The sequence below is a fragment of the Aestuariibius sp. HNIBRBA575 genome (assembly GCF_040932005.1).
In the GTDB taxonomy this organism is placed as follows: domain Bacteria; phylum Pseudomonadota; class Alphaproteobacteria; order Rhodobacterales; family Rhodobacteraceae; genus CANLNM01.
The window spans coordinates 983129-1009557 of record NZ_CP162414.1; the positions used below are offsets into that span (position 1 = coordinate 983129).

29 protein-coding genes are annotated in these 26429 nt (G+C 56.4%); 15 read left to right on the top strand and 14 right to left on the bottom strand.

The features are described 5' to 3' along the window. Nucleotides 1-117: 117 nt before the first annotated feature. From AB1F12_RS05020 to AB1F12_RS05030, 3 genes are read right to left on the bottom strand one after another with little or no spacing between them, the layout of a single operon-like run. A complete protein-coding gene (locus AB1F12_RS05020) occupies nucleotides 118-306 on the bottom strand; it encodes a Flp family type IVb pilin (RefSeq protein WP_368187048.1) in 189 nt (62 codons plus the stop codon). A 24-nt stretch (nucleotides 307-330) separates the two neighbouring features. Then, nucleotides 331-519, bottom strand: a complete 189-nt coding sequence (locus AB1F12_RS05025; protein WP_368187048.1) for a Flp family type IVb pilin — start codon at nucleotides 517-519, stop codon at nucleotides 331-333. A gap of 24 nt (nucleotides 520-543) precedes the next feature. Further along, a complete protein-coding gene (locus tag AB1F12_RS05030) occupies nucleotides 544-732 on the bottom strand; it encodes a hypothetical protein (RefSeq protein ID WP_368187049.1) in 189 nt (62 codons plus the stop codon). Nucleotides 733-1117: 385 nt separating this feature from the next. Here AB1F12_RS05030 and AB1F12_RS05035 point away from each other — a divergent pair, with 385 nt between their 5' ends. Together AB1F12_RS05035 and AB1F12_RS05040 are read left to right on the top strand one after the other, a co-directional pair. Next, nucleotides 1118-1933 carry a lytic transglycosylase domain-containing protein gene (locus AB1F12_RS05035; RefSeq protein WP_368187051.1) on the top strand — a complete coding sequence of 272 codons (816 nt, stop codon included), beginning with the start codon at nucleotides 1118-1120 and terminating at the stop codon, nucleotides 1931-1933. Between the two features lie 11 nt (nucleotides 1934-1944). After that, on the top strand, nucleotides 1945-3387 hold the full coding sequence (locus AB1F12_RS05040) for a UbiA family prenyltransferase (protein ID WP_368187053.1): 1443 nt from the start codon (nucleotides 1945-1947) through the stop codon (nucleotides 3385-3387). Nucleotides 3388-3465: 78 nt separating this feature from the next. Here AB1F12_RS05040 and AB1F12_RS05045 read toward each other — a convergent pair whose 3' ends face one another. The 7 genes from AB1F12_RS05045 to topA form a co-directional block, all read right to left on the bottom strand. After that, the gene (locus tag AB1F12_RS05045) at nucleotides 3466-4203 is read right to left on the bottom strand and encodes an SDR family NAD(P)-dependent oxidoreductase (RefSeq protein ID WP_368187054.1); all 738 of its coding nucleotides are present in this window, start codon (nucleotides 4201-4203) and stop codon (nucleotides 3466-3468) included. Next, complete coding sequence (locus AB1F12_RS05050; RefSeq protein ID WP_368187056.1) at nucleotides 4200-5504, bottom strand: FAD-dependent oxidoreductase; 1305 nt, start codon at nucleotides 5502-5504, stop codon at nucleotides 4200-4202. The genes AB1F12_RS05045 and AB1F12_RS05050 overlap by 4 nt, the downstream gene beginning before the upstream one ends. A 9-nt stretch (nucleotides 5505-5513) precedes the next feature. Continuing rightward, nucleotides 5514-6527: a YbhN family protein gene (locus tag AB1F12_RS05055; RefSeq protein WP_368187057.1), complete on the bottom strand. Its 1014-nt coding sequence runs from the start codon at nucleotides 6525-6527 to the stop codon at nucleotides 5514-5516. Between the two features lie 64 nt (nucleotides 6528-6591). After that, the gene (locus AB1F12_RS05060; protein WP_368187058.1) at nucleotides 6592-7314 is read right to left on the bottom strand and encodes a class I SAM-dependent methyltransferase; all 723 of its coding nucleotides are present in this window, start codon (nucleotides 7312-7314) and stop codon (nucleotides 6592-6594) included. Nucleotides 7315-7439: 125 nt separating this feature from the next. Beyond that, nucleotides 7440-8063, bottom strand: a complete 624-nt coding sequence (locus tag AB1F12_RS05065) for a 3-oxoacid CoA-transferase subunit B (protein WP_368187059.1) — start codon at nucleotides 8061-8063, stop codon at nucleotides 7440-7442. A gap of 1 nt (nucleotide 8064) precedes the next feature. Further along, nucleotides 8065-8760: a CoA transferase subunit A gene (locus tag AB1F12_RS05070; protein WP_368187060.1), complete on the bottom strand. Its 696-nt coding sequence runs from the start codon at nucleotides 8758-8760 to the stop codon at nucleotides 8065-8067. Between the two features lie 123 nt (nucleotides 8761-8883). Further along, nucleotides 8884-11499: a type I DNA topoisomerase gene (gene topA / locus AB1F12_RS05075; protein ID WP_368187062.1), complete on the bottom strand. Its 2616-nt coding sequence runs from the start codon at nucleotides 11497-11499 to the stop codon at nucleotides 8884-8886. Nucleotides 11500-11635: 136 nt separating this feature from the next. Here topA and AB1F12_RS05080 point away from each other — a divergent pair, with 136 nt between their 5' ends. Next, nucleotides 11636-12067: a hypothetical protein gene (locus AB1F12_RS05080; RefSeq protein ID WP_368187064.1), complete on the top strand. Its 432-nt coding sequence runs from the start codon at nucleotides 11636-11638 to the stop codon at nucleotides 12065-12067. A gap of 16 nt (nucleotides 12068-12083) precedes the next feature. On the opposite strand, the gene dprA is transcribed toward AB1F12_RS05080, so the two are convergent. After that, nucleotides 12084-13253 (bottom strand): DNA-processing protein DprA, encoded by a 1170-nt coding sequence (dprA, locus tag AB1F12_RS05085; RefSeq protein ID WP_368187065.1) that lies wholly within the window; start codon nucleotides 13251-13253, stop codon nucleotides 12084-12086. A gap of 252 nt (nucleotides 13254-13505) precedes the next feature. Here dprA and AB1F12_RS05090 point away from each other — a divergent pair, with 252 nt between their 5' ends. Continuing rightward, on the top strand, nucleotides 13506-13730 hold the full coding sequence (locus AB1F12_RS05090; RefSeq protein ID WP_368187067.1) for a hypothetical protein: 225 nt from the start codon (nucleotides 13506-13508) through the stop codon (nucleotides 13728-13730). 48 nt (nucleotides 13731-13778) lie between these two features. Here AB1F12_RS05090 and tldD read toward each other — a convergent pair whose 3' ends face one another. Continuing rightward, nucleotides 13779-15200 (bottom strand): metalloprotease TldD, encoded by a 1422-nt coding sequence (gene tldD, locus AB1F12_RS05095; RefSeq protein ID WP_368187069.1) that lies wholly within the window; start codon nucleotides 15198-15200, stop codon nucleotides 13779-13781. A 190-nt stretch (nucleotides 15201-15390) separates the two neighbouring features. On the opposite strand from tldD, the gene coxB reads away from it, so the two are divergent. The 10 genes from coxB (at nucleotide 15391) to AB1F12_RS05145 (ending at nucleotide 24417) form a co-directional block, all read left to right on the top strand. Next, the gene (gene coxB / locus AB1F12_RS05100) at nucleotides 15391-16230 is read left to right on the top strand and encodes a cytochrome c oxidase subunit II (RefSeq protein WP_368187070.1); all 840 of its coding nucleotides are present in this window, start codon (nucleotides 15391-15393) and stop codon (nucleotides 16228-16230) included. Nucleotides 16231-16330: 100 nt separating this feature from the next. Beyond that, the gene (gene cyoE / locus AB1F12_RS05105) at nucleotides 16331-17269 is read left to right on the top strand and encodes a heme o synthase (protein ID WP_368187071.1); all 939 of its coding nucleotides are present in this window, start codon (nucleotides 16331-16333) and stop codon (nucleotides 17267-17269) included. After that, nucleotides 17269-17514: a hypothetical protein gene (locus AB1F12_RS05110; RefSeq protein WP_368187072.1), complete on the top strand. Its 246-nt coding sequence runs from the start codon at nucleotides 17269-17271 to the stop codon at nucleotides 17512-17514. The genes cyoE and AB1F12_RS05110 overlap by 1 nt, the downstream gene beginning before the upstream one ends. Next, complete coding sequence (locus tag AB1F12_RS05115; RefSeq protein WP_368187073.1) at nucleotides 17511-18107, top strand: cytochrome c oxidase assembly protein; 597 nt, start codon at nucleotides 17511-17513, stop codon at nucleotides 18105-18107. The genes AB1F12_RS05110 and AB1F12_RS05115 overlap by 4 nt, the downstream gene beginning before the upstream one ends. A gap of 23 nt (nucleotides 18108-18130) precedes the next feature. After that, entirely contained in the window at nucleotides 18131-18967 is an 837-nt protein-coding gene (locus tag AB1F12_RS05120; protein ID WP_368187074.1) for a cytochrome c oxidase subunit 3, read from the top strand. Between the two features lie 104 nt (nucleotides 18968-19071). Further along, nucleotides 19072-19740, top strand: coding sequence for an SURF1 family protein (locus AB1F12_RS05125; protein ID WP_368187076.1), 669 nt, complete (start codon nucleotides 19072-19074; stop codon nucleotides 19738-19740). Between the two features lie 3 nt (nucleotides 19741-19743). Beyond that, nucleotides 19744-21132 (top strand): threonine synthase, encoded by a 1389-nt coding sequence (gene thrC / locus AB1F12_RS05130; protein WP_368187077.1) that lies wholly within the window; start codon nucleotides 19744-19746, stop codon nucleotides 21130-21132. Continuing rightward, nucleotides 21129-22394, top strand: a complete 1266-nt coding sequence (locus AB1F12_RS05135; RefSeq protein ID WP_368187078.1) for a M16 family metallopeptidase — start codon at nucleotides 21129-21131, stop codon at nucleotides 22392-22394. The genes thrC and AB1F12_RS05135 overlap by 4 nt, the downstream gene beginning before the upstream one ends. After that, nucleotides 22394-22987: a GNAT family N-acetyltransferase gene (locus AB1F12_RS05140; RefSeq protein WP_368187079.1), complete on the top strand. Its 594-nt coding sequence runs from the start codon at nucleotides 22394-22396 to the stop codon at nucleotides 22985-22987. Before AB1F12_RS05135 ends, AB1F12_RS05140 begins: the two co-directional genes overlap by 1 nt. A gap of 17 nt (nucleotides 22988-23004) precedes the next feature. Then, the gene (locus tag AB1F12_RS05145; protein ID WP_368187080.1) at nucleotides 23005-24417 is read left to right on the top strand and encodes an FAD-binding oxidoreductase; all 1413 of its coding nucleotides are present in this window, start codon (nucleotides 23005-23007) and stop codon (nucleotides 24415-24417) included. A 175-nt stretch (nucleotides 24418-24592) separates the two neighbouring features. Here AB1F12_RS05145 and AB1F12_RS05150 read toward each other — a convergent pair whose 3' ends face one another. Next, complete coding sequence (locus AB1F12_RS05150; protein ID WP_368187082.1) at nucleotides 24593-25330, bottom strand: helix-turn-helix transcriptional regulator; 738 nt, start codon at nucleotides 25328-25330, stop codon at nucleotides 24593-24595. A gap of 72 nt (nucleotides 25331-25402) precedes the next feature. Here AB1F12_RS05150 and AB1F12_RS05155 point away from each other — a divergent pair, with 72 nt between their 5' ends. Next, entirely contained in the window at nucleotides 25403-25717 is a 315-nt protein-coding gene (locus tag AB1F12_RS05155) for a hypothetical protein (protein ID WP_368187083.1), read from the top strand. A 157-nt stretch (nucleotides 25718-25874) separates the two neighbouring features. On the opposite strand, the gene AB1F12_RS05160 is transcribed toward AB1F12_RS05155, so the two are convergent. After that, entirely contained in the window at nucleotides 25875-26417 is a 543-nt protein-coding gene (locus AB1F12_RS05160) for an adenine phosphoribosyltransferase (protein ID WP_368187084.1), read from the bottom strand. Nucleotides 26418-26429 lie beyond the last annotated feature (12 nt).

Consider the following 26429-nt stretch of genomic DNA (forward strand, 5'->3'; position numbering starts at 1 on the left):
GTCGTCTGATCGTGGCATGTTTTGCCGTGATATGGTCCTGACGGAGAACGTCATATCCGGGTAAATGAAAAGGACCGCATCAGGGATGCGGTCCCGTTCAATTCGTGCCGTCGAAACTTAGTTATAAGTTACGATGGTTTGGTTGGCCAACTGGCTGGATACTTTGGAACCCAGGGCTGTTGTCCCGTTACCAACGGATGTCAGAACTGCGATGCCGAGGCCAACGATTGCGGCTGTCAGAACAACCCAGTCAACAGTTACAGCGCCGTCTTCGTCGTTGCGGAAGTTTTTGATGAAGTTAAGCATGTGTTTTATCCTTCGGATCGAGAATTAGTTATATGTTACGATGGTTTGGTTGGCCAACTGGCTGGATACTTTGGAACCCAGGGCTGTTGTACCGTTACCAACGGATGTCAGAACTGCGATGCCGAGGCCAACGATTGCGGCTGTCAGAACAACCCAGTCAACAGTTACAGCGCCGTCTTCGTCGTTGCGGAAGTTTTTGATGAAGTTAAGCATGTGTTTTATCCTTCGGATCGAGAATTAGTTATATGTTACGATGGTTTGGTTGGCCAACTGCGAGCTAACTTTGGAGCCCAGAGCGGTTGTACCGTTACCAACGGATGTCAGAACGGCGATGCCCAGACCAACGATTGCGGCTGTCAGAACAACCCAGTCAACGGTCACGGCGCCGTCTTCGTCTTGACGGAAGTTTTTGATGAAGTTCAGCATTTCGGTCCCTCCTAGGGGTGTTCGCTCAGTTTATGTTACCTTGCCGGGGCAGTTGCGAACCGGCCTCTCAATGGCCCGCTCCCCGTCTTGGATGAACATATATAGCCCCCACAATGGGGCGAGACTTGGGCCGGTTTGGTTCAATTTTCGTGCAATGCGTTTTTTTGTCGAAAAATTTATAAGTTATTGAAAATTAACGAATTACAAACGAATCCCGCCCTATGACCAAAGGTAAATAAAGGGTTAATGGGGCGTTTTTGCCCCGTTTTCCTGCTAAATTGGACCTGGATTTGCGTGCCCACTGGCCTGATCACCGGTTTTCTGCAATATATGTCTTAACAATAATGAGGCAGGGCAGACGCGAATGACGCGCAGCTCATCAAACATGGCACTATATATACTGTATGGGCTCTCACTTGCGGTGGGCCTGTCTTCGGCTGCGTTGGCAGACAGTCACCGTTTGCAACCTGATTTCACCTTTCGCAGCGTCGGGGTCCCGGAACCGGGATCAACTGCGCCGCGGATCACCGTGCAAATCGCGCCTTCCGCGCCCAGCGGTCCCGCTGCGCCCAATGCGGCCGGGCAGGGGGGCGCCACCGCTGCTGCCCCTCAGCAACGTCCACCGGGCGAATATGATTGGTTCTGGGAAACGATTTCACCTGATGTGTCTGAATCCGGTCCGGGCCGATTGGACCCGGCCTTGGCGGCGATACGTGCAGGATCGGTCCCACAGCCGCGTCTGGCCACGCTGCAGGGGATTGCCAGCACTCATGGTCTGGACATTTTGCGGGCCACGGTGGGCACGGATGTGTCCCCAGCGCTGGCTCTGGCGGTGATTTCCGTCGAAAGTGCGGGCCAAAGCGATGCGGTCAGCGGTGCCGGGGCAGCGGGATTGATGCAATTGATGCCCGCCACTGCGGAACGGTTCGGTGTGACGGACCGTATGAACAGCGCTGATAACATCAAAGGCGGCGTGGCCTATCTGGCATGGCTGATGGACCATTTCGACAAAGACCCGATATTGGTGCTGGCCGCCTATAATGCAGGCGAAGGATCGGTGCGCGACAATTCCGGCGTGCCGCCTTATGCTGAAACGCGCGCCTATGTACCCAAAGTTCTGGCTGCGTGGTCTGTCGCCCGCGGTCTGTGCATAACCCCCCCGCAGCTGATCACCGATGGCTGCGTCTTTTCCGTGAATTGAGGGATATTACCGTGACGAAACGCCCGCTGGTATTAGATGTGGACGGGACGCTGCTGCGCACCGATATGTTGTTGGAATGTTTTTGGGCCGGGCTGGGCAAAGATCCCATGGCGACGCTCAAAGCATCGCTGTTGCACTGGCGTGACCGCGCGCGGCTGAAATCGGAACTGGCCCAGATCGCGCCGCTGCGCACGGATTTGCTTCCGGTTGAACCCGAAGTCATGGAATTGGTCGAAACTGCCAAATCTGAAGGCCGCGAAGTGGCCTTGGCGTCAGCCTCTGACATGTCTTTGGTTGAACCGCTGGCCAAACATCACGGCATCGAACGGGTATTTGCGTCCGATGGCGATGTGAACCTCAAAGGCGACGCCAAGGCAGACGCGCTGGTCGCCGCCTACGGAGAAGGCGGGTTTGACTATGCCGGTAACGACATTTCCGACCTCAAGATCTGGCAGCGCGGGGCGGGGGCCATTGTGGTCACCGATCCCGGTGATAGCGTCGCGAAACTGCGCCGTGATGGCCATGAGGTCACAGACATCAAAGGTGGCTGGGAACCACGCGATCTGATCCGCGCTATGCGGCCCCATCAATGGGTGAAAAACATCCTGTTGATCCTGCCGATGATTGCGTCGCATCATTTTGGTTTGGGGACATTGATGTTGGTGCTGTTGGGCATGGCCAGTTTTTCGGCCGCTGCATCCTGTATCTATTTGGTCAATGACCTGCTGGACCTAGAAGCCGACCGCCTGCACGTCAAAAAATGCAAACGCCCTTTTGCCAGTGGGGCGGTGCCCATATCGGTGGGCATGGCGGCCACATTGGCGCTGGGCGCAATCGCTATTGGGCTGGGCGCATTTCTGGGCGGGCCGTTTTTGGTGGTGGTAATCACCTATATGACGCTGTCGCTGGCCTATTCGCTGAAACTGAAACGCATGCGCTGGGTCGATATCATGGTGCTGGCATCGCTGTATACATTGCGCGTTGTCGCCGGGGCGGCGGCCAGTCGGGTGGATGCGTCGATCTTTATGCTGATCTTTATCTTCCCGATCTTTATCTCGCTGGGCTGTGTGAAACGCCTGACCGAATTGACGCTGGCGGTGGATGATGAACGTCTGCCGGGGCGCGGCTATGGCCGCCCGGATCGCCCGGATTTGTTGAATATGGCCGGGATCGGCATGGCGGGGGCCTTGGTGATCTTTTTCCTGTATTCATTGTCGGATCAGGCGCAGGTTCTCTATCCTGATCGCTGGCTTTTGTGGGTGGCGCTGTTGCCGATTGGCTGGTGGCTGTGGCGGATGATCCGGCTGGGCTGGTACGGAAAACAGGATTACGACCCAATTGTTTTTGCGCTCAAAGACAAACGCGGCATGGGCCTGTTGCTGATCACATTGTCGCTGATGTTCTACGCCGCTGGCCTATGGGAGGTCTGGTTCGCCCGCATTGGCGTGCTGTAACAAAGACGACATAAACATCAAAACAGGGCGCGGAATAATTCCCGCGCCCTGTTTTGTTTTGCCTTTATGTCGGATGTGTCAGAACGACATCTTCTTAAAGATCGGTTCGGGAACACAGCGGATTACGGTCATCACGATGCGCCAAATCCCGGCCGTATAGATCGTGTTGCGCTTTTTGCGCACCCCTTTGAGGATATCGTTGGCCACAGCATCGGCGGTGGTCATAAACGGCATTTTACCAAGTCCCCAGGTCATGGCCGTGTCCACAGGGCCGGGTTTGACGGTCATCACATGGACGCCTGAACGTCCCAAACGATTGCGCAGACCAGATAGATAGGTGGCAAAGCCGCCCTTGGCCGCACCATAGACGTAATTCGCGATACGTCCGCGATCCCCGGCAACGGATCCAACGCCGACGACCACACCTGCGCCGATTTCTTCCATCTGGGGGGCTATCATTTGCAGGAACCGGGCCGGGCCGGTCAAGCTGTCGATGACAACGCCGTCGATCAGCGACGGGTCCGCGTCGATGTCAGATTGATCCGGCATCGAGCCAACAAACACCGCTACATTGACGATGCTGTGCAGCCCAACAGCGCGATCAATTATGGGTTGGAACGTGTCCGCATTGCGCACATCCAGCGCGGCGGCTTCGGCAAATGTGGCCCCACGCGCCATGGCATCTGTGCAGCTGGCGTTCAAATCGTCCATATCGCGCCCGGCCAGGATCAGGGAATGACCCGCCGCGGCCAGTTTGCGCATAAAGGGGCGCGCCATTGAGGACGTCGCGCCGAGAATGATCCATGTTTCGCTCATTGTTCGTTCCTCAATTGCAGGCGGCGGACCATGTCGGTCTCATATGTTTTTGTGGGGTCGGCTTTGGCGACTTCGGCGGCCCATTGGCCATATTCGGTGTACATCGCTTTGATGTTGTCGCCGCGCGACAGGGCGTCTTTGGCCAGATAAATCCGCCCGCCCGCCTTTAGGCATTTATCCTCAAGTTGCTGGATCAATGATTGCGCAGCGTCCCGCGCCGGGAAATCGACGGCCAATGTGTAGCCTTCCATCGGGAAAGACATATATCCCGCACGCCCCGGTCCCATCCGTTTCAGAACCGCCAACGGTGACGCGAGCCCGGAATGGGCGATCTTTTCCAGTATTTCCTTCAGGGCGTCGGCCTGATCCAACGGGACCACGCATTGAAACTGATGAAATCCGCGTTTGCCATAAAGCCGGTTCCAGTCATGGATTTTGTCCAGCGGAAAAAAGAATTCCTGGATCGGTTTGACCACAGTCCGCCCCGCCGCAGGCACCCGGCGATAATAGGCATTGTTGAACATTTTAACGATCGGGGCAGAGAGCGCGAAATTCGGCGCATCCATCGGAATGGTGCGCGATTTTTTCGGCTTGGTCACCAGACCCGCGCCGGTTTCGCCCTCTTCGACGATCCCACGGCCCAGTGCCGCGCCGCGCGCAGTTGCATCAATCCAGCCCACCACATAGGTCGCATCGGATGCGTCCAGAATGGCCAGATGATCATCCCAGTTTTCGGCCCGCCGTTCCGTGACCATCATCACGTCGCCTTTGCAGGATTTTAACTGCATCGTCGCGCTGGCGATGATCCCGGTTTGGCCCAAGCCCCCAATCGTGGCCCGCCACAGCGCGTCATCGTTGGGGGTCACATCGCGCGACACACCGTTCTGGATCAGGGTGATCTGGGTGATGTGTTGACCAAAGGATCCTTCGTTATGGTGGTTTTTGCCGTGCACATCCATCGCAATGGCACCGCCCACTGTGCAAAACCCGGTGCCGGGCATCACCATCGGCAGCCAGCCTTTGGGGGCGAACATTTCGGCCAATTCGCCCAATGTCATGCCAGCCTCGACCTGCAAAAGACCGGTTTTGTCATCAAAGGACAGGATGCGGTCCAGCCGGGTCATATCGGTGATTTTGCCGCCGGAATTCAGCGATGCATCCCCATAGGACCGGCAATTGCCCATGGCAGGCCCCTCTTTAGACAGGGCGGTCAGGGCGCGGGCGCGTTCGGGCCGGGCGGCATCGCCTTTGGCTTTGCGGGCGCGGCCCCAGCCAGCATATGTGATATTATTCCAAGTCATTCTACTACCTTAGCGGGCGAATTTGAGGGACATGCGTTCAGCAAAAGGAAAGACCAACAGGCCGATCCCAATGGCGAACCAAAGCGTGGTCACACGGATAATGGCCGTGGCCGGGATAGAGGTTTCAAGCGGTACCCCTTCGAGGGACAAAAGCGCGATCATCGCGGCTTCGGCACCACCAACACCGCCCGGCGCGCCCGTTAGGCCGCCTGCCAACGTGGAAAAGGTGAAGATGGCCAGCGCCATGGCGAAATGCACATCCGCCCCCAGCCAGACCAACAACAGATGAAACGCCCAGCCTTCGGCAGCCCAACCGATCAGGCCCAGCACAATGGCGGTGATCATCACAGGGGCCGAGGTAAAGGCGGTCAATGACCGCGCAGCGCTGCGAATGCGCGCCATCAGCCGGGGAAACAGCCCCGTGGCGCGATAGGTCAATGTGGTCAGCCCCGCCAACAGGCGTGGGCGTGTGGCAATCACCGCCCCCAACAGGGCCAGCGCGGCCACAGGAACCGCAAAACTGATGCCGCCTGTGCCCAGTGCAATCGACAGTGCAAGGATCAGCGCCATTGCGGCCAAATCCGATGCGCGGTCCACCAAAACCAACGGGGCAGTGCGTTCGACCGGCCAACCGGTTTCGCGACGAAGCCAGCGCATGCGGATCAATTCACCCACCCGGCCCGGCGTGACGGACATGGCGAACCCACCCAGAAAATGGCGCAAATCCTGGATCAGTCCCGTTGGCAGGCCCAGTCGGCGGGCAAATAAATGCCACCGCGCACCGCGAAACAGGTAATTTACCAGCGACAGCGCAAACAGGATCACAACTTGTGTCATGTTCAGTTTCATCAACTGCGCTTTGGTTTCTTCCCAGCCAGTGGCCAGTGCCAGACTGATCAATCCGGCCAAAACAAACCCAAACAACACTGCCAATAGGGCAATGTCACGCCAGCGCCGGTTTTTTTCGGACGCGGCGGGCTGAGGCGCATGGGGCGGGGTGCTATGCAGGCTACTTGTGGTCATTGCGCTATGATTAGCGACAAAATGGGGCAACAATGTGAAGCTGTTTCGATTTTGGAAACGATTTTTAGGCTGGTTTTTGCCATTCTGACAGCATCAGATAGGCCGTATTGTTGTATTGGTCGCGAATTGCGGCATCCGGATGGGTCGATGGCGGTTCGTCAAAATGGGTTAGAATCAGGCCTTCGTACAGGAAAGCCTGAAAATAGGCGGTCAGGGGACGATGCCAATTATGGACCCTTATGCCGTTCCATTCGGCCCAATACACGTCATTTTCCAGATACCCGCGCAGGTGGATATCTGCGGTATTGGTTTTTGTGACGGTCCACCCGGTTTGTCGCGCTGCGGTAAAGAAGCCGGACAAATTGCCCATCAGGATATGCCCGCCGGGCCGCAATACGCGCTTTGCCTCGGCGATGGCGGCAGGAAAATCGGGGATGTCGATCAGCGACAGATAAAACACCACCAGATCGGTGCTGGCATCGGGCAGGGGCAGGTTTTCGCCAAAGGCAGATAGATATGTGCCCACAGGATCAAGCGCCCGGGCCTGTTCCAAAAGGGCCGGAGTGGGATCAATGCCAAGTGTTTGCAGCCCCGCATTCCGGGCCATCCGGCAAAACCTGCCTTCTCCGCAACCGACATCAACCAGATGTTTGGCCCCGCTGGCCCGCACCCGCGCCATCATCGGCTGATCCAACACATAGGCGCGGCTTTGATCACCAATGTCGCCCAATGTGGTGATCCAGGCATCAGCCGATTTGGTCCAGCCATCATCATTTTGGTGTGTCATGAAATTCCGCCACGCCTAAGGTTACCTGTTGATAAGAATGTTTTTACCAACAAAAAGCAACCAAGTGGGGGGGAGGAAAAAGGGCCGGAAAATGCGGCCCCTTTTGGGATCTAAGTGGTCTGGAATTAAACAATGGTTGCCTGTGTGGCGGCCCGCAATTCATCCTCGGTCACGCCATCGGCGGTTTCGACGATTTTCAAACCACCCTCAACAACATCCAGCACACCAAGGTTGGTGATGATGCGATCCACAACGGATTTACCTGTCAACGGCAGGGTGCATTCGCGCAGAACTTTGCTGTCGCCATGTTTGTTGGTGTGATCCATGACCACCACAACGCGGCCAACACCTGCGACCAGATCCATCGCGCCGCCCATGCCTTTGACCAGCTTGCCGGGGATCATCCAATTGGCCAGATCGCCGTTTTCGGCCACTTCCATCGCGCCAAGGATCGCCATGGCGATTTTGCCACCCCGGATCATCGCAAAGCTTTGGGCGCTGTCAAAATACGCGGTTTGGGGCAATTCGGTGATGGTCTGTTTGCCCGCATTGATCAGGTCGGCATCTTCTTCACCTTCGATCGGAAAGGGGCCCATGCCCAGCATGCCGTTTTCCGATTGCAGGGTCACTTCGACACCTTCGGGGATGTAGTTGGACACCAAAGTAGGGATGCCGATCCCCAGATTAACGTACCAGCCGTCTTGCAGTTCTTGTGCGGCGCGGGCCGCCATTTGATTACGATCCCACATATTATGCGCTCCTTGTGGTGCGTTGTTCGATGCGTTTTTCGTGATCGCCCTGAATGATCCGGTTCACATAAATACCGGGCAGGTGGATCGCATCTGGATCAAGCGACCCTGTGGGGACGATTTCCTCAACTTCAGCGATGCAGACTTTGCCACATGTGGCCGCGGGCGCGTTGAAATTGCGCGCGGTTTTGCGGAAAACCAGATTGCCCGTTTCGTCCGCTTTCCACGCCTTTACAATGGCCAGGTCGGCAAAAATGCCTTCTTCCATGATGTAGGTTTCGCCGTTGAAATCGCGGTGATCTTTGCCGTCGGCGATCACAGTGCCCACACCGGTTTTGGTGAAAAAGCCCGGAATGCCAGCACCACCAGCGCGCATGCGTTCGGCCAGCGTGCCTTGGGGGTTGAATTCCAGCTCCAGCTCGCCTGACAGGTATTGGCGCATAAATTCGGCGTTTTCCCCAACATATGAGCTGATCATTTTTTTGACCTGTTTGGTCTGCAACAAAATGCCGATGCCAAAGTCATCAACGCCCGCATTGTTGGACGCAAATGTCAGATCCTTGGTGCCCGCATCGCGGATCGCATCCAGCAGCAATTCGGGAATACCGCATAGGCCAAATCCGCCAGCTGCAATAAACATGCCGTCCTTCAGCAGCCCGTCCAGGGCAGCGGCGGCATTGGGATAGATTTTCTTCATGGTGCCTCCTCAGAGTATCTGCATCTTTGATACGCTGAGAAGGGCGCGAGTCAACGGGTCACACAGGCGCTACGTATTCCTACGTAAGCCCCGTTTGACCCGTTGAAAATCAGGGTGTGAAAATCAGGCTTCGTCGGTCTTTTTCGCGGCAGTTTTCTTCGCCGCTGTCTTCTTGGTCGCGGGCTTCTTTGCGGGGGCCTTTTTCTTAGCTGCAGGCTTCTTGGCTGCGGCTTTGCGGGCTGGCTTCTTCTTGGCGGTTTTTTCTGCGATCAAGGCCACCGCCTGATCCATTGTGATGTTGGCGACGTCGATGTCTTTGGGGATCGTCGCGTTGACTTTGCCCCATTTCACATAAGGCCCGAATTTGCCGTCCATGACATTTACCGGCCCGCCCTCATCGGGGTGTTCGCCCATTTCTTTCAACGCTTTGGCTGCCGTGCGGCCACGTCCGGGATTGGCACGTTTATGAGCCAGCAATTCCACCGCGTGGTTCATGCCCACTTCGAACATTTCGTTATATTGTTTGAAGTTCACATAGACGGGTTTTTCATCCCCAGGCAATTTATGCATCAAATAGGGGCCAAACCGCCCCAGATTGGCACTGATCCGGCCGCCATCAGGATGTTCACCCACATTGCGTGGCAAAGACAGCAATTGCACCGCCAATTCCAGCGTGGTTGCATCCTTTTCCCAGCCGCCATGTCGGGCTTGGGGCAAAGATGTCCGTTTGGGTTTTTTGTTTTCAGGCGTGACATCGCCGCGCTGAACATACGGCCCATAACGTCCTGATTTCAGGTGGATTTCATCCCCTGCATCTTCGCCCAGAACCCGTTCTTCGCCATCAGCACCTTCGCCCGCGATGGGGCGCGTATAGGTGCATTCGGGGTAATTGCCGCAGCCGACAAACCCGCCGGTGCGCGATGTTTTCAAATGCAGGCTGCCATTGCCGCATTTCGGACAGACCCGTGGATCGGTGCCATCGTCGCGGGGCGGGTACAGCTGTGGCGCCAGCGCGTCATCCAAAATGTCCAGCACTTCGGAAATGCGCAAATCAGACGTTTCATCGATGGCTTTGTGGAAATCGCTCCAGAACCCATGCAAAACCGTCTTATAGTCGCGATCCCCGGCCGATACTTCGTCCAGCTCGCTTTCCAAATTCGCGGTGAATTCATAGCCCACATATTTGCGAAAGAAATTCATCAAGAAGATGGTGACGATCCGGCCTTTATCCTCTGGGAACAGGCGGTTTTTGTCTTTGCGCACATATTCGCGATCTTGGATCGTGGTGATCACCGACGCATAGGTGGACGGGCGGCCAATGCCCAATTCTTCCATCTTTTTCACCAAAGTCGCCTCGGTGTAGCGCGGCGGCGGCTGGGTGTGGTGCTGTTCAGGTGTCACGGTTTTCTTGGCGGTTGGTTCACCCTGGCTCAGGGCTGGCAGACGTTTGTCATCGTCATCCACCACGTCATCGCGGCCTTCTTCGTAGACCTTCATAAAGCCGTCAAACATCACCACCTGACCGGATGCGCGCAGGCCAACCTGACCATCAGCAGATCCGATTTCGACCGTTGTACGTTCAAACCGGGCCGATTCCATCTGGCTGGCAATCGTGCGTTTATAGATCAGATCATAGACTTTGTGCTGATCGGCATCCTTGATGCTTAGATCATCGGCGGATTTCATCATATCCGTCGGGCGGATACATTCATGCGCCTCTTGGGCGTTTTTAGCTTTGTTTTTATAGATACGCGGCGATTTGGGCAGATAGCTGTCGCCGAATTTCGTGCCAATGGCGTCGCGTGCGGCGGTGACCGCTTCGGGGGCCATGTCGATCCCGTCGGTCCGCATATATGTGATATATCCAGCCTCATACAGACGCTGCGCCGCGCTCATGGTTTGGCGCGCGCCCATGGAAAATTTGCGGCTGGCCTCTTGCTGCAACGTGGACGTCATGAACGGTGCGGCCGGGTTGCGGGTTGCTGGTTTGGCCTCAACGGATGTCACCGACAAATCGCGGCTTTGGACGGCGGCGACGGCCAATTCGGCCTTGGTTTGATCGCCCAGATCAAATTTATCCAGCTTATCGCCCGCCAATGTGACCAGACGTGCCTCAAAGTCTTGGCCGCGCGGGTTGGTCAGCAGGGCTTTGACGGTCCAATATTCTTTGGCGTCAAAGGCTTCGATTTCAGTTTCGCGTTCCACGATCAGGCGCAGGCACACGGATTGCACCCGTCCCGCGGACCGCGCACCGGGCAATTTGCGCCACAACACCGGCGACAATTTGAACCCAACTAAATAGTCCAGCGCGCGGCGGGCCAGATAGGCTTCGACCAATGGCGCATCCACTTGGCGTGGGTTTTTCATCGCCTCGGTGATGGCGGATTTGGTGATCGCGTTGAACACAACCCGGCTGACCGGAGTGTCCTTTTTGATGGATCGGCGTTTGGTCAGGGTTTCCTGCAAATGCCACGAAATCGCTTCTCCTTCGCGATCCGGGTCAGTTGCGAGGATCAGTTCGTTGTCCTCTTTTAGGGCGTCTGCGATCGCTTTGACGTGTTTGCGGGAATCATTCCCGACCTCCCAAATCATCGAAAAATCGTCTTCGGTGTCGACCGAACCGTTTTTGGCAGGCAGGTCACGAACATGGCCATACGACGCTAAAACCGTATAGTTAGAGCCCAAATACTTGTTAATTGTCTTAGCTTTAGCGGGGGACTCGACGACGACAACGGGCATGGGAATCCTTTGAATACAAACGAAGTGCTATGGCCGCGCAAAATGTGGGCGCTTGGGTAGGAATGTCAATGCGCTGGTTTAAGGGAGTGGCAAATTGACATGATATTATGCCACAGAATTTACAAAGGGGGCTGAAATGCGTTGGATTTATTCGATGATATTGATTGTGATCGGTGCCGCACAGGCGTGGGGCTGGACCGAACCTGAACGCGGCAGCGACACCCGTGCGGCGCTGATGGATGCGATGCGCCCCCATGCAGAGTGGGTTTTTTGCGCGCCGGTTCAATTCGTGGTGCGTGACCTGCGGGTTTCGGGGGAATATGGGTTTGCGATGTTATCGGCCCAGCGCCCGGGCGGTGGCGCCATTCATGTACCATCCACGCCGGGGTTCGCGCGTGGGACGATTGATACGGTCATCAGTGATCCAACCCAGATCGAGGTTTTGTATCGATTGTCAGGGCAGACATGGGTTGCGGTGCATTTCGGTATGGGATCCACAGATGTTTGGTTTTCTTGGACGCCTTATTGCGACGAATACGGCGCTGTGATCGCGGATTATTGCAAATAGGTATGGTTGCGATTGTCTAAGAGGCCAGCGATAGCAACCCGCCGGGTTGACGATGCAGGCTGCCGTCAAGCTCTAGCTCTAGCAGGATCGCAGATAATTGATCCGCGGAACTGTTCAGATCGCGGATCAGCTGATCCTCTGCGACGGGGGATGGGCCCAGTCTGTTCAGGATTTGTTGATGCAGATCGGCGGTTTCCCTTAGGCTGCGGCGTGGTTTTTTGGGGGGGCTTTGGGATGAGGGGGCGTCAAATTGCAGATCAGGTTGATCGGGAACCGTGTTTTCGACGTCCCTGGCTGGGCCAACCGCCTCGGTGACGTCAACAGCGCCCCGGATCAGCGTTGCCCCATCGCGCAATAACATATTGCAGCCAGCCGCGCGTGCATCAAAAGGATGGCCGGGCACCGCAAAGACATCGCGCCCTTGGTCCAAGGCATTTCGTGCGGTGATCAGGCTGCCGGATCTGGCGGCGGCCTCTACCACAACAACGGCCCGAGACAGGCCCGAAATGATACGATTGCGGATCGGAAAATGGCGCGCCTGTGGTTTTAACCCCATCGGTTGTTCAGATATACGTAACCCGGACTTTTCTATTTTCTGAGCGATTTCAGTGTTTTCCAGCGGGTATATAACGTCGACCCCTCCGGCTTGAACCGCGATTGTTCCCGATTCAAGCGCCGCAGAATGGGCGATCGCGTCGATCCCGCGCGCCAATCCTGACACGATGGCGAACCCTTCGGCCGAAAGGTCAGTCGCCAATTTACGCGCCATTCGGGTGCCCAGCGAGGATGCGTTGCGCGCGCCCACCATCGCAATGGCGGGGCGGTTTAACAGCGATACATCCCCCAAACACCACAAAAACGGCGGCGCATCCGGCAGATCGTTTAACATCAAAGGATAGTGTTGCGTCCCGCGAAAGATCAGCTGCGCGCCTGCGCGATCACCATTGCGCATTTCAGCGTCGATGACGCCAGTTGGGCAGATGGTGTAATCTGATACACCAGCGGATCGCGCAACATGGGGCAGGGCCGCCAATGCGGACTGGGCGGAACCGTGTTCGCGCAACAATCTGTAATAGGTTGAGATGCCAACACGTCGAGAGCGCAACAAGCGAAGGCTAGCGAACCTATCGTCTTCCGTGGTGGGTGGGAGTGGGGGGTGAGTGGAAGAAGTGAGTTCCTCTGTCATCCTGGTCTCCGCTTGTTGCAGAATCAGGTTTACGCCGTCGAGGTTAACGGAAGGTTTACAATGGATATGACCCGCATTCTAAGGGCCGCAGCCACCAAGGTTTCACGATATTTTGCGCGATACATGTGCAGGAACTGCACGAGAGGCGCGTTGCCTGATTATCCGACCAGTCGTTAACGTCTTGGAAAGGGATACGAGGCGATGATGCCTTAGATTTTAATGGATATTTGACAACAAAAAGGAAATATCGCTGTGATTTGGTTCTTTTTGATGATTGGGGCAACGCTGGCCACCCTGAGCGGTGTTATCGCATATTGGGCAATGGATTGGGGCCTGTGGATGTCGATTGGGACCTATTTTGTTGTTGGATATGGCAGCGTCGGGTTGATGATGGCCGCCTCTATGCGGCCAACGGATCAGACCTCCATGCCCGATCCGATCAGGGATGGGCATGCTCGAAACAGCAAACTGGTCTAGCTAAGGCACAGCCGAACAGGTTTGAGAGTTAGCAACGGTGGCCGCGGATCAGGCCGCTGCACCACCCACCGTCAAACCACCGATCATCAGGCTGGGCTGCCCCACACCAACAGGCACCCATTGGCCGGCTTTGCCGCAATTGCCCACACCCGGATCCAGTGCCATATCATTGCCGATCCCGCGGATTTGTTTCATTGCCGTTGCGCCATCGCCAATCAGCGTCGCGCCTTTGACCGGTGCGCCCACTTGACCGTTGATCACCCGATAGGCTTCGGTGCAGGAAAACACGAATTTGCCGTTTGTGATGTCAACCTGACCACCGCCAAATCCAACCGCGTAAATCCCATCCTTTAGATCGGCCACCAAATCCTGCGGGTTCGTATCGCCGCCTAACATATAGGTGTTGGTCATGCGTGGCATGGGCGCATGGGCAAAGCTTTCGCGGCGACCGTTCCCGGTCGGGTCCACACCCATCAACCGCGCGTTTTGGCGGTCTTGCATATAGCCAACCAGAACACCGTCTTCGATCAATGTGTTTTTCCGGCTGGGCGTGCCTTCGTCATCGATCGTGATCGATCCACGGCGATCGGGAATCGTGCCATCATCCAGCACAGTCACCCCTTTGGCGGCCACCTGTTGGCCCATCAACCCCGCAAAAGCAGAGCTGCCCTTGCGGTTAAAATCACCTTCTAACCCGTGCCCCACCGCTTCGTGCAGCAAAATCCCGGGCCAGCCATTGCCCAGCACCACGTCCATCACGCCGGCAGGGGCGGCTTCGGCGCTGAGATTGACCAACGCCACCCGCAACGCTTCGCGTGCAACGGGTTGCCAGTGATCCGGGCCAATCAAACCGATCAAACCAGCACGACCCCCGCCGCCAAAACTTCCCGCTTCGCGTTTGCCATTCTCTTCGACAATGACGGAAATGTTCAGGCGCGACATGGGGCGTGTATCCGTCACTAACGTGCCTTCGGGACGCAGAATCGCCACTTCTTGGTGTGAGGCGGCGATGGTGGCTGTGACCTGAACCACGCGTTTGTCCAACCCGCGCGCAAAGTTATCAATTTCCCGCAACAGATCGATTTTGGCCGGGAATGTCGCCTCGGCCATTGGATCGGCATCCGTATAAAGCTGTACATTGGTGCGCACCGGCCCATCAGCCATCGTGCCGCCACCGGCCCCGACGGCCAGCCGGGTTGTCGAAACCGCACGGCGCAGGGCCTGTTCGGTCAGGGTGGTGGAATGGGCATAACCGGTGGTTTCCCCGCGCACAGCCCGCAGGCCGAACCCCTCTGAGGCGTCATATGACGCGGTTTTCACCCGGCCATCATCAAACGAAATCACCTCGGATCGGCGTCGTTCGAGGAATAATTCACCGTCATCCGCCCCCGCTGTGGCATCGCGCAGCGCCGCAAGCGCGGTTTCTTGGTCCAAATTCGTGTCGAATGGGCGGAAAGGATCGTGATTCATCGGGGGTGAATTCCACTTTTGCATTGATCTGGGTCAAAAAAGGTCAGTTTGCCGCAACTCACCTTCTTGTCTGTTGAGGTAGGATATGGGAAACCCATCAGCGGATACAACGGGATTCCGTTGGAGGGAGGCATGTGCCCGCCGAATGGCAGGGTCGGACCCCCTTCGCGAGTGAGAGACAGGGAAAGACATGCGATTGACCAATATTGCCAAAGCTGTTGCTGCATTGACGTTGGGGGCCACGGCGGCCACCGCACAAGAAGCAGGTGAAATCATCGGTGCACCAACACCGGGCGCGCTGGGATTTCAGCCCGCTGCAAGTGAACTGGCGCGTGACCTGCAATGGCTGGACGGAATGATTCTGGTGATCATCACCGCCGTCACGCTGTTTGTGGTTGGCCTGCTGGCCTATGTGATTTTGCGTTTCAACAGCAAAGCGAACCCAAAACCTGCGGGTTTCACCCATAATTCTCCGCTGGAAATCGCCTGGACTGTGGTGCCAATCGTTATTCTGGTCTTTATCGGGTCGTTTTCACTGCCGATTCTGTTCAAACAGCAGGAAATGCCAGAGGCGGAACTGCACATCAAAGTCACTGGGTATCAGTGGTATTGGTCCTATGAATATGTCGATGATGCGGTTTATTTCGAAAGCCGGATGATCGGTGCCGGGTCTAACCTGAACGACGCAACTATTGCTGAGCTGGAAGCTGCCGGTTTCACAGAAGACGAATGGCTGCTGGCGACTGACACTATTGTGGTTGTGCCTGTGGATACTGTGGTTGTGATGGATGTCACCGGTGCGGACGTGATCCACGCCTGGACCATCCCAGCGTTCGGCGTGAAACAGGATGCGGTTCCCGGTCGTTTGGCGCAGCTGTGGTTCGCCGCCGAAGAAGAAGGCATCTACTTTGGTCAGTGTTCCGAGCTTTGCGGCAAAGACCACGCCTATATGCCCATCACCGTCAAAGTTGTGAGCCAAGAAGAGTACGACGCTTGGTTGATCAATGCCAAAGACGAGTTTGCGGCCTAAATCGGCCTGATCCGAACCTGAGGCGGGCCCAGAGGGGCCCGCTTTGTTCCAAACTGCACCCAGACATGCATTGCCTTTTTGATGATGCGCTAGGACCAAGATGACCGATCTGAATTATCAGGACAGCACCACGCAAGAGGCGGGCATGGGCGACTATTTTGCCTTGCTGAAACCCCGCGTGATGTCGCTGGTTGTTTTCACGGCTCTGGTTGGGATCCTTGTCGCCCCCGGCGCATCCCTGCATCCGTTTGAGGCCTTTGTGTCGATCCTGTGTATCGCTGTTGGCGGCGGGGCGTCCGGGGCGCTGAACATGTGGTGGGATGCGGATATCGACCGTATCATGAAACGCACCGCCAACCGGCCCATCCCGTCGGGCCGCGTCCAACCCCAAGAAGCGCTGGCCATTGGTCTGGCCTTGTCCGGTTTCTCGGTCATTCTGTTGGGGCTGGCGTCAAACTGGCTGGCGGCGGGCATTCTGGCCTTTACCATCTTCTTTTATGCCGTGGTCTATTCCATGTGGCTGAAACGCTCGACCCCGCAGAACATCGTGATCGGTGGCGCGGCGGGCGCGTTTCCCCCCATGATCGGTTGGGCCGTGGCAACCGGATCAATCAGCATCGAAAGCGTGCTGATGTTTTCGCTGATCTTTATGTGGACACCACCGCATTTCTGGTCGTTGGCGATTTTTGTGAAATCTGATTACGGCAATGCGGGCGTGCCGATGTTGACCGAAACCCATGGTCGCCGCGTGACCCGTAACCATATCCTTGGCTATATGATCTGCCTGATCCCTGTTGCGCTGGGCCTTGCGTTCACATCCATTGGCGGGCCGATCTATCTGGCGGTTTCGATGGGTCTGAACCTGTGGTTCCTGCAGGCCTGTATCGTGGTTTGGCGCCGGAACGAAGACGCCGCCGAAGCCGACAAATTCGCCGCAGAACGCCGCGCCTTTAAGGTATCGCTGGCCTATTTGTTTGGCCATTTCACCGCATTGCTGGCCGAGGCCGCATTGACCCCTTGGGGGCTAGGAGGCTGGTAATGGCGATCAAAGTAGAACACGAATTGCACACCCGTCGCAAAGGCCGCAACAATGGTGTTGGCCTGCTGCTGGTTGGGTTTGTGGCCATCGTTTTTGGCCTGACGATTGTTAAGGTTCTGAACCTCGAACATATCGCGGAATTTGAACGTACCGATCACGCACTGCGGCCACAATTGCTGCCCACAGATGCCGAAGTAGAGGCCCAAACCAATGCGGCCCCCGCAACGACTGAGGACAGCGAATGAAGCTTTTCCCAAATATCCAAGGCCCCCAACGCACGGTGATCCAATTGGTCAGCGTTGTGTTGTTGATGGGCGGGTTGTCCTGGGCCTCGGTGCCGTTTTACGACTGGTTCTGCCGGGTCACCGGGTTTGGCGGGGCCACCAATGTGGCTGAATCTGCCAGTGATCTCATACTGGATGAAACCATCACCATCCGGTTTGATGGATCTATCGCCAGCGGATTGGCCTGGGAATTCAAGCCGGTTGTGCGCGAAATGGACCTGCGCATCGGCGAAACCGGATTGGCGTTTTACACAGCCACCAACATTTCTGACCGCCCCATTGCCGGGCAGGCCAGCTATAATGTCACGCCTTATGAGGCCGGTGGTTTTTTTGATAAAATCGATTGTTTCTGTTTCACCGAACAGGTTTTGATGCCCGGTGAATCCGTTGACATGCCTGTGTCGTTCTTTGTGGACCCCGCGATTGTGGATGACCGCGAAGGCCAGTACGTGCACACAATCACGCTAAGCTACACGTTTTACGAAATTGACCTGCCCGAAGAGATCGCGCAGGCCGACATCATTGGGGCGCAACCCGCCTCTGACTTGAATTAGACCATCCTTGGGGAGCAATCGAAATGGCGCATGAAAAGAACCATGATTATCACATCCTGAACCCCTCTATCTGGCCGTTGACCGGCGCAGTTGGGGCCTTTTTTATGCTATTCGGAGCGGTGCTCTGGATGTCACCAAATGTAGAGAATAACCAACCCTACATGTTCATCATCGGCTTTATCGCTGTGCTGTACACTATGTTTGCATGGTGGAGCGAAGTGGTGGTCGAAGGGCAGGGCGAAATAGACCACACACCGGTTGTGCGCATCGGTCTGCGCTACGGCTTTATCCTGTTCATCATGTCCGAAGTGATGTTCTTTGCCGCTTGGTTCTGGTCGTTCTTCAAACACGCGCTGTATTCCATGCACACCTATTACGGCACAGAATACACGTTGCCTGATATCCACGTGGTTGACCCGTTCCACCTGCCGCTGATCAACACTTTGGTGTTGTTGCTGTCGGGTTGTGCGGTGACTTGGGCGCACCACGCGCTGGTCCACGGCACAGGCACAGAACAGGAACGCAAAGACGTGTCCACAGGTCTGGGCATCGCGGTGGTTCTGGGCATCATCTTTACCATCCTGCAGGGCTACGAATATCGTGAACTGATCCTGCATGATGATTGGACATTTGGTGGCAACATCTTCTACTCCAACTTCTTTATGGCAACTGGGTTCCACGGGTTCCACGTGATCATCGGGACGATCTTCTTGGCGGTGTGCTGGTATCGCGTTGCGCGCGGTCACTTCACCGCTGAAAAACATGTCGGTTTCGAAGCGGCAGCTTGGTACTGGCACTTCGTTGACGTGGTGTGGTTGTTCCTGTTCGTTGCGGTCTACATTTGGGGCCAGGGGGCATAAAGCGGCATAATTCGCCCGGGCGGGTCTTGACCCTCCTGCTCAATCAGGATGAAACAGACGCGCGGGGTTTTACCCCGCGCGTTTTCGCATTTCGGAAGGCTTTCATGCGCAAACTTATCTTCCCGATCTTGCTGGGCCTGTCTGGCTGCGCTGTGCTGATGTCGCTTGGATTTTGGCAGGTGGATCGCTTGGGCCAAAAACAGGCCTATCTGGCCGAAATAGAAGCCCGCATTATCGATGCGCCTGTGGCCTTGCCCGATGACACCGACGAAAGCCGCGATAAATATCTGCCCGTCACTGTAACCGGCCAAATCACCGACGAACATGTTTACATGCTGGCCCCTGTGCGCGGCACATCGCCGGGCTATCGGGTGGTATCCGTGATGCTGGTTGAGGGACGCCGCCTGTTGGTGGATCGCGGGTTTATCACCGCTGATCTGCGTGGCAATCTGGCGGATGCAGGGCAGGTGACCTATCGCGGCAATCTGCACTGGCCCCAAGAGGCCGACAAATGGACCCCGGCCCAAGACGGTGATCTGATTTTTGCGCGCAATGTCGGACCGTTGGCCGCAGCGCTGAACGCCGAAAACGTGATGATTGTTGTAGCCGATCATGGCGGCACCGATCCGCAATTGACCCCGATGCCGGTGGGCACATCGGGCATTTCCAACGATCACAAAGAATACGCAATCACCTGGTTCATGTTGGCGGCCGTTTGGGCCCTGATGACCGGCTATCTGATTTTTCGAACTCTTCAGGCGAAGGAGTCCTGATCCATGAAATATATCTCAACCCGTGGTGGCGCCGAAGCGCTGAGCTTTGAGCAGGCGATGATGACCGGGCTGGCCCGCGATGGGGGGCTATATGTGCCCGAAACCATCCCAACCCTGTCCCATGAGGACATCAAAGCCATGGCAGGTCTATCCTACGAAGAGGTGGCGTTTCGGGTGATGAAACCGTTTATCGGCGACACGTTCGCGGATGCGGAATTCAAGGATCTGATCGCCAAAGCCTATGCCGGTTTTGGTCACGCGGCCCGCGCGCCAATGGTGCAACTGGCCCCCAACCATTTCCTGTTGGAATTGTTCCACGGGCCGACGCTGGCGTTCAAAGATTTCGCCATGCAATTGATCGGCCAATTGTTTCAGGCATCGCTGACCCGTTCGGGCGATCGTATTACCATCGTTGGGGCCACATCGGGCGACACAGGATCCGCCGCGATCGAAGCGTTCCGCGGCCTGTCCAATGTCGACGTGTTTATCCTCTACCCCCATGGCCGCGTATCCGAAGTGCAGCGCCGCCAAATGACCACCCCATCGGAATCCAACGTGCATGCGCTGGCGATGGATGGCGATTTTGATGATTGTCAGGCCGCACTCAAAGACATGTTCAACGATTTTGAGTTCCGCGATGGCGTGCGTCTGGCCGGGGTCAATTCTATCAACTGGGCGCGGGTTCTGGCGCAGGTGGTGTATTATTTCACCTCGGCTGTGTCGCTGGGCGCGCCGGACCGTCAGATCAGCTTTACCGTGCCCACCGGCAATTTCGGCGACGTGTTTGCCGGCTATATCGCCAAACGCATGGGCCTGCCCATCGACCGTCTGGTTGTGGCAACCAACCAAAACGACATCCTGCACCGGTCTTTGTCCACGGGCGATTACACCACCGGCACGGTGACACCATCGATCAGCCCGTCGATGGATATTCAGGTCAGCTCTAACTTTGAGCGGGCTTTGTTTGATGCCTATGGCCGCGACGGGGCAGCGGTCGCTTCACAGATGGACGATCTGAAATCCAACGGGGGGTTCACCATCAGCCAAGGCGCCATTCAGGCCCTGCGTGACCATTTCGATTCTGATCGCGTTTCTGAGGAAACCACCAGCGCCACAATCACATCCGAATTGGCCAATAGCGGCGAATTGCTGTGCCCGCACAGCGCGGTCGCGGTGAATGTCGCCCAGTCCCGTTTGGGCGCAACCCCAATGGTCACATTGGCCACCGCGCACCCGGCCAAATTCCCGGATGCGGTTGAGGATGCGACCGGCACTCGTCCCCCCCTTCCATCCCGGATGGCGGACCTGTATGACCGGCCAGAACGCGTCACACGGGTCCCCAATGACCTGAAAGCGCTGCAAACCCTAATCAAAGAACGGATCAACGCTTGACGGTTCAACAACACCAGCTTTCCAATGGTTTTCGTGTCGTAACAGAACATATGCCGGGTCTGAAATCCGCGTCGATTGGCGTCTGGGTAATGGCCGGTGCGCGGCACGAACGTGTGGAACAGAACGGGATTGCGCATTTTCTGGAACATATGGCGTTCAAAGGCACGGCCCAGCGGTCTGCCCTGCAAATCGCCGAAGAAATCGAAGATGTGGGCGGCTATCTAAACGCCTATACCAGCCGCGAAACCACGGCCTATTACGCGCGTGTGTTGGAAAACGACGTGCCGCTGGCGGTGGAATTGCTGGCGGATATCCTGTTGAACCCGGCCTTTGATCCCGAAGAGATCGAGATTGAGCGCGGCGTGATCCTGCAGGAAATCGGCCAAGCGTTGGACACGCCGGATGACGTGGTGTTTGACTGGCTACAAGAGGCGGCGTTTCCCGATCAGGCGCTGGGCCGCACTATATTGGGCCCAACCGAACGGGTGCAGAATTTCGGCCAATCCGATCTGCGCACCTTTGTGGATGAACATTACCAGTCCGGCGAAATGATTCTATCTGCCGCAGGATCCGTGGATCATGACCAAGTGGTGGCCATGGCCGAACGTCTGTTTGGCCAGATGCCCGCCAAAGGCGCCAACACCCTGTATCAACCCGCAGATTTCCGCGGTGGTGAACGGCGCGAAGGCAAAGATCTGGAACAGGTGCATTTTGCGCTGGCCCTGAACGGCCCGAATTATCGTGACCCCGAAATCTACACGTCGCAAATTCACGCAGTGGCCATGGGGGGCGGCATGTCATCCCGGCTGTTTCAGGAAATCCGTGAAAAACGTGGGCTGTGCTACACGATATTTGCCCAAGCGGGCGCCTATGAGGATACCGGCCTGACCACAATCTATGCCGGCACATCAGCCGAGCAGATTGATGAACTGGCCCATGTGACCATGGACGAATTGAAACGCGCCGCCGACGACATGAGCGAGGTCGAAATCGCCCGTGCCCGCGCCCAGATGAAGGCCGGAATGCTGATGGGATTGGAAAGCCCGTCCAGCCGCGCAGAGCGACTTGCCCGGATGGTGTCGATCTGGGGCCGGGTGCCACATATCGACGAAGTGGTGCAGAAAGTGGACGCCGTGACGCTGGCCGATGTACGCAGCTTTGGTGGCAAACTGGCCCAGGATGCGGCCGCCGCGATGGCCGTTTACGGACCCATCGATCACGCCCCCACATTGGATGCCTTGCGTCAAAGGCTGTCTGGCTGATGCTGCGGGCGCGCAAAAAGGTCCGGATTGAGACCGAACGCATGACCCTGCGCCCCCCGGTGCATTCCGATTTCCTCGGATGGTCGACCTTGCGACGCGAAAGTGCTGCGTTTTTGCAAACCTGGGAACCCACCTGGGCAGAAGATCACCTAAGCCGCAAAAGTTTCACCAATCGGGTCTATTGGGCGCAGCGATCCATTGGCAATGGCAATGCGGTGCCGCTGTTTTTGGTCCGCCGGTCGGACAATGCTCTGCTGGGGGCGATCACGCTTGATAATATTCGGCGTGGTCCGGCACAGGCTGGCACGACGGGCTATTGGATCGGCGAACGCCACGCGCGCAACGGCTATATGCGCGAAGCGGTGCAGGCAGTGGTGCATTACGCATTCCACACGCTGGACCTCAGCCGGATCGAAGCCGGGTGTTTGCAGGAAAACACACCGTCACGCAGTTTGCTGGAAAAGTGCGGCTACAAATACGAAGGCGTCGCCCAAAGCTATCTGCAGATTAACGGGCGTTGGCGCAATCACGTGCTTTATGCCAATTTACGATCTGACAGACGCGGCCGCACCGATGTGGGGCTGGCCGTCTAAGGCGCAGGAGGCCAGACATGGCACTAAACCCGGTTGATGCGGATGTCGAAGCCCACTTGCGGGGCCTGCTGCCTGACGCTTGTTTTCGGCAGGGCGACGGATATCTAACAGAACCGCGCCGCCGGTGGACAGGGCAGGGATTGGTGATCGCACCTGGATCCACAGCCGAAGTTTCGCAGGTGGTCAAAGCCTGCGCCAAGGCCAAGGTGGGCATCGTGCCCTATGGCGGCGGCACCGGTCTGGTGGGGGGGCAGATCATGCCTGACGGCCCCAAACCGGTGATCCTCAGCCTTGAACGGATGCGGTCCATCCGCGCGGTTTACCCGTCCGAAAACGTGCTGGTGGCCGATGCAGGCTGTGTTCTGGCCGATGTTCAGGCTGCAGCCGCAGATGTGGACCGGTTGTTTGCGCTGTCACTTGCGTCAGAAGGCACAGCGCAAGTGGGTGGCGTGTTGTCCACCAATGCGGGCGGCGTGAATGTGCTGCGCTATGGCAATGCGCGCGCGCAATGTCTGGGGCTAGAGGTGGTGCTGGCCAACGGCGATATCTGGAACGGGTTGACCCGCCTGCGCAAAGACAACACCGGCTATGATCTGCGCGACCTGCTGATCGGCGCCGAAGGCACGCTTGGCATCATCACAGGTGCTGCGTTGAAATTGATGTCGCAACCGGCCGTGGTCGGCACGGCGATTTTGGCCGTGGCGTCGCCGCAGGCCGCGCTGGATTTGCTGGCTTTGGCTGCGGACCAACTGGGGGACAACATTTCAGGGTTTGAACTGATGTCACGCCAAGGCGCAGATTTTATTGTGGAAACTGGCGTGGATGTCACGCTGCCCTTTGCGGATATGCCCGATTGGTCCGTGCTGATCGACGTGGGATTACCGGCAGGAATGTCTGCGCAAAATGCGTTGGAACACGTGTTCGAAACCGCCTATGAGGCCGGGTTGTGCAGCGATGGCGTGATCGCCCAATCCCTGACGCAGCGGCAGGCCTTTTGGGCGTTGCGCGAAAACATCCCCGAAGGCAATCGGCGCATCGGATCGATTTCCAGCCACGATATTTCACTACCTTTGTCCAAAATCCCGGCCTTTATCCCCCATGCCATGACGGAATTGGCCAAGCTGGACGATTTTCGGATCAATTGCTTTGGCCATTTGGGCGACGGAAACCTGCACTATAACGTGTTCCCCCCCAAGGGGCGTGACCGTGCCGATTATACGCATCTGAGCAAAGACATTCAGCGCATCGTGCATGATCTGGTTCAGGAAAACGGTGGCTCGTTCAGTGCCGAACACGGGGTCGGACGTCTGAAAACCACGGATTTGCAACGCTACGGCGATCCAGCGAAGTTGCAGATGATGCAAGCGGTCAAAGCGGCCCTAGACCCGAACGGAATCCTAAATCCCGGCGCGGTTTTGGCGACCGGGTGATTTGAGTATTTGAGCCAACAAAAAGCCGTCACCTGTGTTAAACGTCAGATACCTATGGCTTTTTCGTCAATAACTAACACAGACAACGAGAACCGTTCGTTCGACAGAACGCAGCGAATGTCCGGTTTGAGCCCAAAAACCACTGATGCTGCAAAGCGCACGAATGGCCGGTTTTCTACTTCAATAGTACATTCCCTTCGAGGGGTTGCGCGAAGCTTGCCCGCGGCAATGTCCGAAATCTAGTGCTGGTAAGTTCAGCACTCAGGATACGGTCGCAACGGAATGTTCGCAGAGCGCCGCGGAAGTGGTCAACCGCAAGCACATACCAAATCGGATAGTTCAGCAGAAGGTAATGCGCCTCAATCTCTCGGGTGGTTACTTTGCTGCGTTCGTCTTCATATAGAATGGTCAGATTGGTCTGATCCAGAAAGCCTTGGTGCAGTTTCTGAACTGCTTTTCCATTGGTCGAAACAACAGACGTTTGAACGAAAGTCGAAGCCGTTTCTCCGATCAGTATTCGGGACTTCAACCGATCAACCCTTTCCCGCTTCTCTGCTGAGAATGAGGCAACGAGCTGCCGCCTGATGGACGCGAGACTCGCAAGAAAAATTGGGGACTTCATTTGTTCGGCAACGGAAATACTGATCAGCAGATCAACCGCTTCCGCATAGCTTAGATTGAGGCGCCCGATACCCCAGTGGCGATCCAGCCGGACGCCACCGCCGCGCCCACGATCCGCTTCGATGGGAAGGCCTTGCTCTCGCATCAGCTGTAGATCGCGTGCGATCGTGCGCTCGCTCACGTCATGACTTAACGCCAGATCCTTGATAGTGCAAAAGCCCTCCTGCTTGAGCTGTGCAGCAAGAAGTTCAAGCCGTCTTAGCCGATCATGTGAATTCGAGCGCGCCATCATAGAAATACGACATAAAATGTCATATTAAGCAATAGAAACCCTCCTGACACGACAACCATTGAAGGAGATAATATGTCACCCGTTACCGTTCTTGCACCAATCAAACTTGCTGAAGGCAAAACAGAGGCCGATTTGATCGCGGCCTCGGCGGCTTTCCAAAGAGACTTTGTCGCGCACGAGCCAGGCGTTTTGCGCCGTGAACTTGTTCGCAAGCCCGATGGAAGCTACCTCGATATCATACAGTTTCGCAGTCACAATGACTACGTAGACGTAGTCAAAAAAGAGATGGAATCGCCCGTCTGTGCGATGTTCTTCTCAGTTATGGACCTCAGCGACTTCGACCCTGAAGCAGAGATGGATGTCTTCGTCTCGCTTGAAACACATTGAACGAGGGTTTGCGGTCTTACCTGAGGCCGCACCCCCCAGTAGCAGACCTTCATTCGAAAACAGTTAACTGCAACTTCGTCCCGCTCACCGGACATCGAAGCGGGGCGCGCCAGTTGTTCGATCTGGGCAAGATACTAAAAAATCAGTGATACGCGGCTTACAGCCCTTCGAAGTCACACAAAACATGCACTTCCATCCCCATATCTTCTAGCTTTTTGCGGCCGCCCAGTTCGGGCAGGTCGATGATAAAGGCGCAGCCGATGATTTCGCCGCCCAGCCGTTCGATCAGCTTGATCCCGGCCTCGGCTGTGCCGCCCGTGGCCAGCAAATCATCGACCAACAACACCTTTTCACCGGGCTGGATCGCATCATCATGCAACTCTACCACGGCCTCGCCATATTCCAGCGTATAGCTTTCCGAAATGGTGGTGCCGGGCAATTTGCCCTTTTTGCGGATCGGTACAAACCCTTTGGTCAACTGATGCGCAATCGCGCCGCCAAGGATAAATCCACGCGCCTCAAGCCCGACAACTTTGTCGATCTGCATCCCCGCATAGGGGTGCAGCATCTGATCAACCGCCATGCGAAACCCGCGTGGATCGGCAAATAGCGTGGTGACATCCCGAAACATAATCCCTTCGTGGGGGAAATCCACGATGGTGCGAATGTAATCCTTAACGGATATAGTTTTGGGGGCCATGAGATGCACCTT